Here is a 12,958-nt window from a genome sequence, read left to right as displayed (position 1 = left end):
GTGGTGAGCCCGCCGGCTCAGCGGTCATGCCGCGTCGCCGCCGTCGAGCAGCTCGACGTACCCGCCGGTGCCGTGGACGCGGATCCGCTGGCCGTCCCGGATCAGGCGGGTGGCCCGCCCCACCCCCACGACGGCCGGCAGGCCGTACTCCCGGGCGATCACCGCCCCGTGCGTCATGAAGCCGCCCACCTCCGTCACCAGGGCGGCGGCGGTGACGAACAGCGGGGTCCAGCTCGGGTCGGTGTAGGTGGTGACCAGGATGTCGCCCGCCTCCAGGTCGGCCCGCGCCATGTCCGTCACGACCCGGGCCCGGCCCTCGACCGTCCCGGCCGAGACCGGCAGGCCGGGCAGCGCGCCGGGCGGGAGGCCGGGCAGCCGGTACCGGCCGTTGAGCACCTCGCCTTCCGAGGTGAGGACGCGGGGCGGGGTGAGCGTCTCGTACGACCGGAACGCCGCGCGCCGCTCCCGCACGAGTGCGGCGTCCGCCACGCCGGTGCGCACGACCTCCCGCAGCTCGGACAGCCGGAGGAAGAAGATGTCCGTCCGCTCGCGCAGGACGCCGGACCTGACGAGGCGGTCGGCCTCCTCCAGCAACGCCTGCTTGTAGACGAAGTAGCGGCTGATCATGCCGTACTTGGGGTACTCGCGGTAGCCGGCGAAGGTGCGCACGCGGTCGATCATCCGCTTGGTCTCCTCGGCCTTCCGCTCGCCGTGGGGCAGGGCGCGCAGGCGGGTGAGCAGCTCCTGCTCCTTGCGCAGCGCCTCCTGGCGGCCCTGCTCGAAGTGCCGCTCGCCGGCGCCCGGCTCGAAGTTCCTGACGTTCGTCAGGATCGTGGGGACGAGCGTGGCGGGGTTCTCGCTCCAGCGCGTCCTGGTGAGGTCGATCTCGCCGGCGCAGCGCATGCCGTACCGGTCGAGGAAGCGCCGGATGGCGTCGCGGGCCTCCCGGCCGCCGGGCAGCTCGGCGAGCTCGTCCAGAAACGCGGCGCCCTGCCTGCCTTCCTCCGCGACGCTGTGCAGGTACGCGACGACGTCCGCGTGCGGCCGGACGACGTCGGCGACCTCCAGGAGCGCCAGCCCCATCTCCGACGTGACGTTGTGCGGGACGGACTGGGTGAGGGCGTCGGCCGCGTTCTTCTCCCCCAGCCACTCCTCCAGCCGCTCGTTGAGCCACGAGGTCGCCTCCATCGCCGCCACGATCACCTGCGAGCTCAGCGGGTCGAACAGGACGCGCTTCAGCTCGGCGAGGTCGGCCACGACGAAGTCGAGCAGCGCCGTCCCGGACAGGCCCTGGATCTCGCGCCGCAGGACGGCGACGGACGCCTGGTTCTGCTCGATGAGCCGGGTGACGATGGCCGGGTCGGTCTCGATCGCAGCCGGTGGCTGGTGCGCCGGGGCGGGAGCCTCGTCCGGCAGCGGGCGGATGAGGTCGCCGCGGTCGAGGACGGTCTGCAGCGCGTCGCGGACCAGCGGATCGTACTTGCCGAGCGTCCCGATGAGGTTCGCGCGGCCCGCGGCCGTCGCCAGCATGGGCGCGACGTCCACGAACAACCGGCCGCCCGCCTCGTGCATCCGCCGGGGCGTCGTCCGCTGCCAGAAGGAGAGCCCCAGCGGCTTCATCGCGTCGGTCATCATCTGCTGGTGGCCGACGGAGACGAAGACGTGGTTGTCCTGGTCGCCGGTCTCCGGGACGGGGAACAGGGTGGTGATCGGCCGGCTCTGGACGAGGTGGAAGTCGTCGCCGGTCAGGCACCATTCGACGTCCTGGGGCCGGCCGAAGTGCGCCTCGGCCCGCCGGCCCAGCCTGACCAGCCGCAGGACCTGGGCGTCGGTGAGCACTGGCCGCGTCCGGCGCCCCGGCTCGACCGGCGCGTCCTCGGTGCCGCCGCCCGGCGCCGCCTGGACGAGCCGCTGCTTGTCGGCGACCTCAGTGGTGACGACCTGGTCGTCGCGCACCGTGTAGACGTCCCCGGCGGCCCGGCCGGCGACCAGCGCCTCGCCGAGCCCCCAGGCGGCCTCCACGGTGGCGACCTTCCTGTTGGAGGTCACGGGGTCCGCGGTGAAGAGCACCCCGGCCGCGTCCGGGTGGACCATCCGCTGGACGACCACGGCCATCCGCACCTTGCGGTGGTCGAAGCCGTTGCGGGCGCGGTAGGTCACCGCCCGCTCGGTGAACAGCGAGGCCCAGCACCGCCGGACGTGCCGGAGGATCGCCGGTGGCCCGGCGACGTTCAGGTAGGAGTCCTGCTGGCCGGCGAAGGACGCGGTGGGCAGGTCCTCGGCCGTCGCGCTGGAGCGTACGGCGTAGGCGGCGTGCTCCCCGAGCCGGGCGAGCTCCCGGCCGATCTCCGCCGCGAGCTCCTCCGGCACGGCGACGCCCTCGACGGCGCGGCGGATCTCGGCGCTCAGCGTGCGGATCTCCGCGCGGTCGTCCGGCCGCACCCGCGACAGCCGGTCGAGCAGGGCGTCGATCGACGGCGCCACGATCCGCTCGAAGGCGTGCGTCGTGACGCAGAAGCCGTCCGGCACGCGGATGCCGTCGATCCGGGCCAGCTCGCCCAGGCTCGCCCCCTTCCCTCCGACCTCGGGGACGTTGGTCGCGTCGATCCGCTCGAAAGCCATCACGTAGCCCAAATCGCTGCTCCATCGTTCGTCGGGCCGATTCGCAACGGGCAGTATGGAGCAATTTTTTGCGCCTCATGAGGGGCACGGATCTGCTATAACCTGAAAATGCGGGGAGTGGCTCGGGTCAGGCTTCCGCGTGCCGGTCGAGGCCGAGCGTCGCGATGAGGTCCTCGTGCAGCTCGAACCAGACCCGATGGCAGGAGTCGGCGTCGGTGCGGTCCACCCAGGCGCCGTCCCCGGCCCGGGCACGCGCCAGCGCCGTGGCGAAGCGGGTGTCGTAGCCACCGAACCGCGTCAGGACACTTACCAGCCGATCCGCCAGTGGCACGAGCGCCTCGCCGATGGCCGCCAGCTCACGCAGGACACGGTCGTCCCAGGCCTGGTCGGAGTGGTCGTTGACGGCGAGCCGATCGCCGGCGGCGGGCCGGAGCTGCCAGTCGGTGCAGGCCCGTAGCAGGAGGGCGTTCAGCGGGAGGAACTCTCGGTGGACGGCGCGGACCTCTTCGGTGCCGCCTGCCAGGCCGAGCTCTGCCGCCAGCCGGCGCTCGTTCTCGGCCTTGCCCCGCTCGGTCAGTGTCCAGCCGCCGGTGCCGGCGATGGCGGTGTGCTCGACCCAGCCGTACGCCTCGGCGTCGAGCAGCAGCTCCTTCGTCTCGGCCGGGTCGAGCCCGTAGCGCCGGGCGAGCACCGGGGTCTCGGCGAAGCCGGTGATCCGCACGGCGTGCAGGGCCAGGAGGTCGGGCGCGGAGTCGTACGTCATGAGCCGGAGTCCTGCCGGGCCGTCAGGCGGGTGTAGTGCTGCTGGCACGCCTGCGGCGAGTTGAAGCCCAGCACCTGGGCCATCTGCGCCCAGGTCAGCCCGGCACCGCGGGCCATGAACAGCAGCGCGGACTCCAGCCCTGCCACCTCGGCGCGGGCGGCGGGCAGCAGGGTGAGCGCGCTCAGGATGTCGTCCGGGCTCAGGTCGGCGTTGCGCCAGACCGCGAACTGCACAAGGTCCACCGCCGACGGCGGGACGGGTGCGGGCCGCCAGGGGCGGGGGCCGAGCGCGCCCGCGCCCAGCCTCAGCAGCCGCTCCTGGGCGCTCCGCTCACGGTCGGCCTGGGTGTGGTCGGCGTTCGGGTGCTGAGCTGGGTGCTTGCGTGGCATGTGATCCATGATGAAGAATCAAGAAAATGTTGTCAACAAAATGTTGAGGGCGGAGGCGGATGATCGTACCTCTGATGGAAGCTGTCGGCGGCACGTGCGGGGGGAAGGCGGGCGCGCTGGGGGTGTTGCTTCGTGCGGGTCTGCCGGTTCCTGACGGGTTCGTCGTGCCGTTCGGCGTTTACCGGGGTGCCGTGCGGGAGCTGGGGCTCGAGCGGATCGGCGGGGAGCCGGACGGGGCTGAGGTGGCGCGGCGGGCGATCGAGGCCCGCCCACCGGACGCCGGCCTGCTCGACGCGCTCGGACGCGGGCTGGGCGCGCTCGGATGCGGGGCCGGCGAGCTGAGCGATTTCCCCGTGGCGGTGCGATCGTCGGCGGCGGACGAGGACACGGGTCAGGCGTCGGCGGCCGGCCGGTACGAGAGCTTCCTCGCCGTGCGCGGCGTCGGCGCGGTCGCGCAGGCCGTGCGGGCCTGCTGGGCCTCGCTGTTCTCGCCGCGTGCCGTGGGCGGCTCCGCGATGGCCGTCATCGTGCAGCTCCAGGTGGACGCCGAGGTGTCGGGGGTGATGTTCACCCCGGCGGGCCCCGGCGACGTGACCCGGATCGAGGCGTCGTGGGGGCTCGGGCCCAGCGTCGTCGGGGGCACGGTCACCCCCGACTCCTACCGCGTCGCCGCGGACGGCTCGCTCACCCGCACCGTCGCGGACAAACGCATTCGCCTCGACCGGCGCGGCGAGCGGCTCGTGCTGAGCGACGTGCCCGCCGGCTCCCGGGACCGGCCCGCGATCGACGACGCGACCGCCCTGCGCCTGGCCGGGCTGGGCGAGGAGGTCGCCGCGCTGCTCGGCGGGCCGCAGGACATCGAGTGGGCGATCGCGGGCGGGCACGTCTGGCTCCTGCAGGCCCGGCCGATCACCGTCGCACCCCCGCCGCCTTCGCACACCTCGGCCACCGCGGCGGCACTCCCGCAGCCCTCCTTCGCCCCGGACGTCCCGGCCGCGCTCACCGGGACACCCGGCAGCCACGGAAGGGTGACCGGCACCGTGAGGATCGTGCGCGGCCCCCGTGACTTCCCGCGCGTGCGCCCGGGCGACATCCTCGTCTGCCCCTTCACCGACCCCGCCTGGACACCGCTGCTGCGCATCGCCGGCGGAGTCGTCACCGAGGTCGGAGGCGTGCTCTCGCACGCGGCGATCGTGGCCCGCGAGCATGCCATCCCCGCCGTTCTCGGCATCCGGGACGCGACCAGCAGGCTCCACGACGACACGCTCATCACCATCGACGGCACCACCGGCACCATCACGGTGACCGATCATCCCATCTCGGAAGGAGCGGGCAGCGGCCCCAGCTGACCATGGCGACGCGACACCTCTACCTGGCCCGCCACGGCGCGGCCGACGCGTTCGGCGAGCTCACCGACCCCGGGCGGCGGCAGGCCGGCCTGCTGGGCGAGCGGCTGGCCGGCGTGCCGGTCGACGCCGTCCGGCACTCCCCGCTGCCGCGCGCCGTGGCCAGCGCGCACGAGCTGGCCCGTCACCTGCCGGACGTGCCCGTGACCGAGGCGGCCGAGCTGACCGACCACGTGCCGTACGTCCCCGCCCCGGCCGAGACCCCGCCGTCCTGGGCCGGCTTCTTCGACGGCTACGACGAGACCGAGGCGGCCTCCGGCGCCCGGCTCGCCGCGGCCCTGGTCACCCGGTTCGCGACGATCCCCGGGGCGGACGCGTCCGACACGCACGAGGTCCTCGTGACGCACGCCTACCAGATCGCGTGGCTGGTGCGGCACGCGCTGGACGCGCCGCCGTCCCGTTGGCTCGGCCTGAACAGCGCCAACAGCGCGCTGACGGTCATCGAGTACCGCACGGGGCTGCCGCCCACGATCGTGATGTTCAACGACATGAGCCACCTTCCGGCGGAGCTGCGCTGGACCGGGTTCCCCGCGCGGGTGCGGCCGTGAGCGCTCACGGCCGTACCCGCTACGCGCCGCCGATCACCTTGTCGGCGCCCAGGGTCTCGGTGCGGGTCCGCAGGAAGGTCCGCAGGGTCTTCGCCTCCTCCTCGATCTTGGCGGGGTCCACCTGCTCGTTCAGCTTGTACGCCGCCACGAGCCGATCGACCAGCCCCGTGGCGGTGCCGTCACCCAGCAGGTCGGTGTACAGGGCGCGGTACTGCTCCTCGTACACCTTCTTGAAGGTGGCGTCGGCCAGGAACTTCTCCTTCAAGGGATGGCCCATCCGCATCATGCCGCCGCCCTGGCGTTCCTGCCCGTCGCCGCCGGGCGGGGCGGCGTTCTGCGGCGGCTGCCCGGTCTGCTGGGGGCGGCCCCGGCCGAAGCCCATGCCGATGGTGTCGTGCACGCCGCTCTCGGCGTTGCCGCTGAACGCGAGGTTGAGGTCCCAGGTGATGACCTTGAACTTCTTGGTGTCCAGGTCGTACCACAGGTAGTAGTTCTTGCCGGGTCCCGCCATGTCGTCGAAGTTGACCATCAGGTTCTGCAGGACCAGGTAGCGGGCGAACGACTCCACGTCCAGCCGGTCGGGCAAGCCCTCGGTGAACTCCGCGCCGGAGGCTTCGTTCACCCATTTGACCAGGTCGATGACCGGCTGCAGGTCCTTGCCGCCGACCTTGTTGATCTGCTTGAAGTCGGTGGTGTACTGGGTCTGGTCCTCGCCCTTGTAGGTGAAGGTGCCGGAGGCCAGCGACTTGTACAGCACGCCGTCGCCGAGCCCCTCGGCGTACCCCTCGTCCAGGTACTCCACCAGCAGGCGCGGGGCGGAGGAGCGGCCGTTGACGGTGAAGGAGCTGTAGGTCGAGCGCTGGGTGGGCTCGCCGGACGCGCCGACCAGGGCGATGCCGAGTGCCTCGTTCAGCATCGCCGTCGAGCCGGTCGAGGCCGGGCGGACGGCCACCTGGCTGTGACCCTGGTAGCGGCGGCCCTCCACGAACTCGTCGAAGCTGATCAGCCACGGCAGGTTCTCCGGCTCCTCGCCCTTGAGCTGGGCACCGAAGCCTCCCGGCCCGCCACCGCGAGCGTTCTGCGCTTGCCCATCGCCGGGCGGCTGGAAGCCTTCAGGCGGCTGGAAGCCCTCGGGCGGCTGGAAGCCCTCGGGAAGTCCTTCCGGACGCCGCCCGCCACCACCACCGGCCGGGCCGCCGCGCTGGCGGGACTGCCCCTTCCAGGTCAGCCCCATCAGCGTCGAGTTCCCCTTGAGCCGGACGCCCACGCTCGGGATCCGGGTCCCGTCGACGGTCAGGTCGGCCTCGACGTACTCCTTCTCGCCATCCTTGAAGTACTCGCTCAGCATGTCCTCATAGGCGGCGTCGGTGAAGGTGATCTTCACGTCGTGCGCCACGGAGGCGTCGAACAGGTCCTTGGTGCCGGTCAGGTTCGTGACGACGGTGCCGGCCTCGGCGGCCTGGGCGCTGGTGACGTACGGGCGGATGGTCCCGCTGCCGAACACGCCCCAGCACGCCGCCAGGAACGCCACGCACAGCGCGACGAGCTTCCAGTTGTGCCGGAGCTTGACCGGGATGCGGTGCTTGAGAGACGTCATGGCGCTACAGATCGGTCTGGTCGTACCCGGTCAGGACGGTGACCGACTGGCCGTGGTTGCGCTCACGCAGGCCGGAGATGACGTCCGCGGGCTCGCTGCCCTTCTTGATCTTCACGGTGTACGTCAGCTCCATCAGCGCGCCCGCCCTGATCGACTCCATGCTGACCAGCTCGAACTCGTCGGTGTGCCGCACCAGCACGTCCTGGATGGCGTGGGTGTAGTCGTCGTCCGAAGGCACCTGCACCTTGACCACCTGGCGGCGAACGTTCAGCGCGAACCAGTTGAACCGGTGCATGACCACGACGATCAGCGAGATCGCCACGGCCGCCACGACGGCCAGCAGGTAGAAGCGGGTGCCGACGGCCATGCCGACGCCCATCACCAGGAAGATGAACCCGACGTCGCGGGTCTCCTTGATGGCGTTGCGGAAGCGCACCACCGACAGGGCGCCGACCAGGGCGAACGCGCGGGCGATGTTCGAGCCGACGACCAGCATGATGAGCGAGATCAGCATGCCGAGGACGACCAGCGTCTGCACGTACGACTGGCTGTAGGAGACGTTGCGGTGCGTCGCCCGGTACACCCAGCCGATCATCGCGCTCAGCACGAACGACAGGGACATCGCGATCGCGATGTCGGCCACGCTGAACGTGCCGGACAGGTCCTGGAAGGAGAAGTCCATGGGGGTCAGGCCTCCGAGAGAATGATCGACCGGTCGGGGTCGAGGTCGTGGTCGGGGACGTGGAAGATCGAGCGCGGGGCCAGCCCGTGCGCCTCGACGCTCTGGCAGTACTTGGAGACCCGCACCACCTGCAGGTTCCGCTTGGCGGTCAGGTCGGTCAGCCAGTACGGCACCCGCTCGTTCGCCTTGACCTCCACGATCGCCTTGCGGGCGGGCACGATGAGCCGGTTCTCCGCCTCGGCCCCCAGGTGGAAGTCGCGGTCCCGGCCCCGGACGCGGTGGTCGAAGGTGACGCGCAGGCCCACGTCGGCGTCGCGGCCCACGTAGGCGTGCCGCTGGTAGCCGGTCATCGCGACGGCCCGCAGGTCCAGGCGCACGATCAGGTCGAGCACCTCCTCCAGGAAGGCGCGCTGCCCGGGCTCGTGCTCGACGAGCTGCCGCCCGTCGCACAGGCGCAGCGCGGCACCGTACGGCAGGCGGACCCGACGCTTCTGCGTCACCCGGTTGACCCGCTGCTTGATCTCGACGAACACCGGCGTGTCCGCGCCCACGGTGAACCGGTCGCCGTAGTGGCGCACCCGCAGCTTCCTGCGGAACTTCAGCCCTTCGATCTTCTCCCAGTAGAAGCGGAGCTGCCGGGTGTCGTAGTAGACGCTCCAGATGCCGTAGCCGGTGTCGCCGCTGTGCCGGTCGCGATCCAGCCGCTGCTCGATCTCCGCCCGCAGCTCGGCGGCCTCCGCCACGTCCACGAGGTACTTGATCTCGTAGCGGTTGAAGGCGTGCAGCTTGCTCGGCGCTCGCAGCCGGTGGCCCAGCTCACCGCTCGCCTCGGTGCCGGAGACGGGCTGAGCACCGCCGCCGCCTGCGGAAACGGCTGCCTTGCGGAACCTTCTCAGCATGACCCTCCCTTCGTCGGCACACATCTGACAGCACGAAGCTGGGAATAATGTGTGAACCGCGCCTGACGGAAGGGTTAACGGGCAGGGTGCCTGGCCGTGCGGGACGGCCAGACCTGCTGGGCAGACGGCTAGCGCAGCGCGGCGGCCAGGGTGCGCCACTCCTGCCGGGGCATGGCCGTGGAGTCGGCGGTGATCACCTGCACGCACACGTGGTCGGCCCCGGCCGCGCGGTGCTCGTCCAGCCGGCGCAGGATCGCCTCCTCATCCCCCCAGGCGAGCACGTCGTCGAACAGGCGATCGCTCACCGAGTCCAGCTCCTCCTGCGCGTAGCCGAGCCGCAGCAGGTTGTTGGCGTAGTTGGGCAGGGCCAGGTAGGCGCGCAGCCAGCCGTCGCCGATCGCGCGCGCCTCCTCCCGGCCCGTGCAGAGGATCACCGTCTGCTCCGGCAGCAGGAGCGGGCCGTCGCCCAGCGCCTGCCTGGCGCGCCTGGTGTGCTCGGTGGTGACGAGGTAGGGGTGAGCGCCGCGCGCCCGCTTGGCGGCCAGGTCGAGCATCCGGGGGCCGAGCGCGGCCAGCACCCGGCCCTCGGCCGGGACCGGCTGCTCAGCGCCGTCGAGCTGGTCGAGGAAGGCCGACATCGCCGCCAGCGGCCGGCGGTAGCGGGCCGGCTCCTGCTCGTTGTTGACCGCCACCGCGTGACTCACGCCGACGCCCATGAGGAAGCGGCCGGGGTAGGTCTCGGTCACCGACGCGTAGGAGGCGGCGACGCCCGCCGGGTCGTGCATCCAGAGGTTGAGGATGCCCGTCGCCACGACGATCTGGTCGGTCGCCGTCAGCAGGTTCGTCACGGCCTCGAAGACCGGCCCGCCGGCGTCCGGCATCCACAGGGCGCTGTAGCCCAGCTCGTCGAGCTCCGCGGCCGCGTCGGCGGCCTCGGCCGGGTCACCGAAACGCAGGTGGTGACTCCACACGCCCACACCGGAAAGCTCCATCACAACCACTCCTTCGCCTGCCGCGCAAGCGCCGGCAGGCCTCGATCGCCCATGCGATGCCGGTTGAGGGCTCCAACCCTACCCAGGAAGATCCACCCCGCAGTAGCGCGCCGCCCGGAGCGCGTTCCCAGGTCGAGGACCAGCGAGGACGCGCCTCGTACCCCCGTAACCGGTTTGTCCGTACCGCGGGTCCCCGGTGCATAATGAGGACGACCCGAATTGGTCAGGGTCTGGCTCACTCGACCGGCGCGGGGTGGTGAATGTCGAGCGGCGTTCCTCGCCTCAGATTGCGTGGCAGGCGTGGCGAGTGCGAGGCGCTGGAGCGGCTGCTGGCGGGGGCCAAGGCGGGTGAGAGCCAGGTGCTGGTGCTGCGCGGCGAGGCGGGCGTCGGCAAGTCCGCGCTGATCGACTATCTGGTCACGCAGGCGGCGGGGTGCCAGGTCCTGCGGGCCGCCGGTGTCGAGTCCGAGATGGAGCTGGCGTTCGCCGGGCTGCACCAGCTGTGCATGCCGATCATGGGGCATCTCGACGGCCTGCCGGGCCCGCAGCGCGACGCGCTGGCCATCGCGTTCGGCCTCAGCGCGGGCAACGTGCCCGACCGGTTCCTCGTCGGGCTGGCGGTGCTCAGCCTGCTGGCCGAGGCCGCGGAGCAGCAGCCGCTGGTCTGCGTGGTGGACGACGCCCAGTGGCTCGACCAGGTCTCCGCGCAGACGCTGGCCTTCGTCGCGCGCCGGCTGCTCGCCGAGCGGGTGGCGCTGGTGTTCGCGGTGCGCGCGTCGGCGCAGGGCCCGGCCGACGACCAGTTCCGGGGGCTGCGGGAGCTGTGCGTCAGGGGCCTGCGCGACGACGACGCCCGCGCGCTGCTGGACTCGGTCGTGCCCGGACGGCTGGACGAGCGGGTCAGGGACCGGATCGTCGCCGAGACGCGCGGCAACCCGCTGGCGCTGCTGGAGCTGCCGCGCGGGCTGACGGCGGCCGATCTGGCCGGCGGCTTCGGGCGGCCGGACGCCCGGCCGCTGGCCAGCCAGATCGAGCAGCACTTCCTGCGGCGCATCGAGGCGCTGCCCGACGCGACGCAACGGCTGCTGCTGGTGGCCGCCGCCGAGCCGGTGGGAGACATCTCGCTGCTCAGGCGGGTGGCCGAGCGGCTCGGTCTCAGCCCGGACGCCGGCGCGGCGGCCGAGGCGGCGGGGCTGATCGAGTTCGGGACGCGGACGCGGTTCCGGCATCCGCTGGTGCGCTCGGCGGCGTACCGGGCGGCTGATCAGGCGGAACGCCAGAACGTGCATCGCGCGCTGGCCGAGGCGACCGACCCGGAGTCCGACCCCGACCGCCGCGCCTGGCATCGCGCGCACGCGGCGGCCGCGCCCGACGAGGCCGTGGCCGGCGAGCTGGAACGCTCGGCCGACCGGGCCCAGGCGCGCGGCGGGATCGCGGCGGCGGCGGCGTTCCTGCGGCGGGCGACCGAGCTGACGCCCGACCCGGGCACGCGCGGGGCGCGGGCGCTGGCCGCGGCGCAGGCCACCTTCGAGGCCGGGGCCCCTGACACGGCGCGCGAGCTGCTCGCCGCCGCGGAGCTGGGCCCGCTGGACGAGCTCCAGCGGGCGCGGCTGGCCCGGCTGCGCGCCCAGATCGTCTTCGCGCGCCGGCGCGGCGGCGAGGCCCTGCCGCTGCTGCTCGACGCGGCCAAGGCGCTGAAACGGGTGGACCCGGGGCAGGCGCGCGAGGCGTACCTGGAGGCCATCGGATCGGCGGTCTTCGGAGGCCGGCTCAACGCGCCCGGCGTCATGGCGCAGGTGGCGCGGGCGGCCGCCGCCGCACCGCCGGGGCCGCTCCCGCCCCGGCTGGCGGACGTGCTGCTCGACGGCCTGGCGACCCGGTTCGCCGAGGGCCACGTCGCCGGCGCGCCCCTGCTGAGGCCGGCGCTGCAGGCGTTCCGGCGCGACGCGTGCGAGCACGGGGACGACGTCATGCGCTGGCTCTGGCTGACCTGGCTGGTCGCCGGCGACATGTGGGACGACGAGACGTGGCACGAGCTGACCACGCACGCCGTCCGCACGGCCCGCCAGTCCGGCGCGCTCAACTTCCTGCCCCTGGCCCTGACCTACCGCGCCGCCGCGCACGTGCACGCGGGCGAGTTCGACGTGGCGGCGGGGCTGGTCGAGGAGTCCGACGCGATCACGGAGGCGACCCGCAACTCGCCCCTCGCCTACGCCTCCCTCCTGCTCCTGGCCTGGCGTGGCGAGAACCCCGACGCGCCGGAGGTGATCCGGGCCAACGTCGGGGACGCGACCTCCTGGGGCGAGGGACGCGCGATCGGCCTGGGCCACTACCTGAACGCGCTGCTCCACAACGGCCTCGGCGAGTACGCGACCGCCCTGGACAGCGCGCGGCGCGCGTGCGAGTACGAGGACCCGGGGGTCTACGGGTTCGCCCTCTTCGAGCTGGTCGAGGCCGCCGCCCGCGACGAGGCCGGGCAAGCGGGCGAGGCCGGGCAAGCGGGCGAGGCCGGGCAAGCGGGCGAGGCCGCGCTGCGCCGCCTGACGGAGCGGGCCGAGGCCGGCGGCACGAGCTGGGCACTCGGCGTGCTCGCCCGCTCCAGAGCGCTGCTCAGCGAGGGCCGGGCCGCCGACCTGCTCTACCGCGAGGCCATCGAGCACCTCCAGCGCAGCCGCGTCGCCGTCCACCTCGCCCGCACCCACCTCGTGTACGGCGAGTGGCTGCGCCGCGAGAACCGGCGCGCCGAGGCACGCGAGCAGCTGCGCACCGCCTACGAGCTGCTGAACCGCTTCGGCGCCAAGGCCTTCGCCGAGCGGGCCCGGCGCGAGCTCCTGGCCACCGGCGAGACCGTACGCAAGCGCACGCTGGAGGTACGCGAGTCCCTCACGGCACAGGAGGCCCAGATCGCCCGGCTCGCCGCCGACGGGAAGACGAACTCCCAGATCGGGGCCGAGCTGTTCATCAGCCCGCGCACGGTCGAATGGCACCTGCGCAAGGTGTTCACCAAGCTCGACGTCGACTCGCGGAACAAGCTGCGCGGCGCGCTGACCGGCTCCTGAC

At 72.8% G+C, this 12,958-nt stretch carries 10 protein-coding genes; 3 read left to right on the top strand and 7 right to left on the bottom strand.

Annotation, left to right across the window (positions count from 1 at the left end; translation table 11 throughout):
• Positions 1–24: 24 nt before the first annotated feature.
• From rph to LCN96_RS15215, 3 genes are all read right to left on the bottom strand, one after another.
• Complete coding sequence (rph, locus tag LCN96_RS15225; protein ID WP_225275984.1) at positions 25–2,625, bottom strand: rifamycin-inactivating phosphotransferase; 2,601 nt, start codon at positions 2,623–2,625, stop codon at positions 25–27.
• Between the two features lie 124 nt (positions 2,626–2,749).
• Positions 2,750–3,385 carry a transcriptional regulator gene (locus tag LCN96_RS15220; RefSeq protein ID WP_225273277.1) on the bottom strand — a complete coding sequence of 212 codons (636 nt, stop codon included), beginning with the start codon at positions 3,383–3,385 and terminating at the stop codon, positions 2,750–2,752.
• Entirely contained in the window at positions 3,382–3,774 is a 393-nt protein-coding gene (locus LCN96_RS15215; protein ID WP_225273276.1) for a DNA-binding protein, read from the bottom strand. Before LCN96_RS15215 ends, LCN96_RS15220 begins: the two co-directional genes overlap by 4 nt.
• A 74-nt stretch (positions 3,775–3,848) precedes the next feature.
• Here LCN96_RS15215 and LCN96_RS15210 point away from each other — a divergent pair, with 74 nt between their 5' ends.
• Both LCN96_RS15210 and LCN96_RS15205 read left to right on the top strand, forming a co-directional pair.
• Positions 3,849–5,123 carry a PEP/pyruvate-binding domain-containing protein gene (locus tag LCN96_RS15210; protein WP_225273275.1) on the top strand — a complete coding sequence of 425 codons (1,275 nt, stop codon included), beginning with the start codon at positions 3,849–3,851 and terminating at the stop codon, positions 5,121–5,123.
• A gap of 2 nt (positions 5,124–5,125) precedes the next feature.
• Complete coding sequence (locus LCN96_RS15205) at positions 5,126–5,728, top strand: histidine phosphatase family protein (RefSeq protein ID WP_225273274.1); 603 nt, start codon at positions 5,126–5,128, stop codon at positions 5,726–5,728.
• Positions 5,729–5,747: 19 nt separating this feature from the next.
• Here the strand turns inward: LCN96_RS15205 and LCN96_RS15200 are convergent, their stop codons facing one another.
• From LCN96_RS15200 to LCN96_RS15185, 4 genes are all read right to left on the bottom strand, one after another.
• A complete protein-coding gene (locus LCN96_RS15200) occupies positions 5,748–7,325 on the bottom strand; it encodes a CotH kinase family protein (RefSeq protein WP_225273273.1) in 1,578 nt (525 codons plus the stop codon).
• 4 nt (positions 7,326–7,329) lie between these two features.
• Complete coding sequence (locus tag LCN96_RS15195) at positions 7,330–8,007, bottom strand: DUF4956 domain-containing protein (protein ID WP_225273272.1); 678 nt, start codon at positions 8,005–8,007, stop codon at positions 7,330–7,332.
• Between the two features lie 5 nt (positions 8,008–8,012).
• Positions 8,013–8,906 (bottom strand): polyphosphate polymerase domain-containing protein, encoded by an 894-nt coding sequence (locus LCN96_RS15190; RefSeq protein WP_225273271.1) that lies wholly within the window; start codon positions 8,904–8,906, stop codon positions 8,013–8,015.
• Positions 8,907–9,034: 128 nt separating this feature from the next.
• The gene (locus LCN96_RS15185) at positions 9,035–9,898 is read right to left on the bottom strand and encodes an LLM class F420-dependent oxidoreductase (protein ID WP_225273270.1); all 864 of its coding nucleotides are present in this window, start codon (positions 9,896–9,898) and stop codon (positions 9,035–9,037) included.
• Positions 9,899–10,185: 287 nt separating this feature from the next.
• On the opposite strand from LCN96_RS15185, the gene LCN96_RS15180 reads away from it, so the two are divergent.
• A complete protein-coding gene (locus LCN96_RS15180) occupies positions 10,186–12,957 on the top strand; it encodes an ATP-binding protein (RefSeq protein ID WP_263657482.1) in 2,772 nt (923 codons plus the stop codon).
• Position 12,958: the final 1 nt, after the last annotated feature.

Source organism: Nonomuraea gerenzanensis (assembly GCF_020215645.1).
Classification (GTDB): Bacteria; Actinomycetota; Actinomycetes; order Streptosporangiales; family Streptosporangiaceae; genus Nonomuraea; species Nonomuraea gerenzanensis.
The sequence above is the reverse complement of the archived record's forward strand: the minus strand, read 5'-3'. Positions and strand labels throughout refer to the sequence as shown.

Excerpts from the sequence above, each read along its gene's own strand:
- LCN96_RS15185 (WP_225273270.1), bottom strand. The coding sequence starts at position 9,898 with ATGGAGCTTTCCGGTGTGGGCGTGTGGAGTCACCACCTGCGTTTCGGT.
- LCN96_RS15205 (WP_225273274.1), top strand. The coding sequence starts at position 5,126 with ATGGCGACGCGACACCTCTACCTGGCCCGCCACGGCGCGGCCGACGCG.
- LCN96_RS15215 (WP_225273276.1), bottom strand. The coding sequence starts at position 3,774 with ATGCCACGCAAGCACCCAGCTCAGCACCCGAACGCCGACCACACCCAG.
- LCN96_RS15195 (WP_225273272.1), bottom strand. The coding sequence starts at position 8,007 with ATGGACTTCTCCTTCCAGGACCTGTCCGGCACGTTCAGCGTGGCCGAC.
- LCN96_RS15220 (WP_225273277.1), bottom strand. The coding sequence starts at position 3,385 with ATGACGTACGACTCCGCGCCCGACCTCCTGGCCCTGCACGCCGTGCGG.
- LCN96_RS15200 (WP_225273273.1), bottom strand. The coding sequence starts at position 7,325 with ATGACGTCTCTCAAGCACCGCATCCCGGTCAAGCTCCGGCACAACTGG.
- LCN96_RS15210 (WP_225273275.1), top strand. The coding sequence starts at position 3,849 with ATGGAAGCTGTCGGCGGCACGTGCGGGGGGAAGGCGGGCGCGCTGGGG.
- LCN96_RS15190 (WP_225273271.1), bottom strand. The coding sequence starts at position 8,906 with ATGCTGAGAAGGTTCCGCAAGGCAGCCGTTTCCGCAGGCGGCGGCGGT.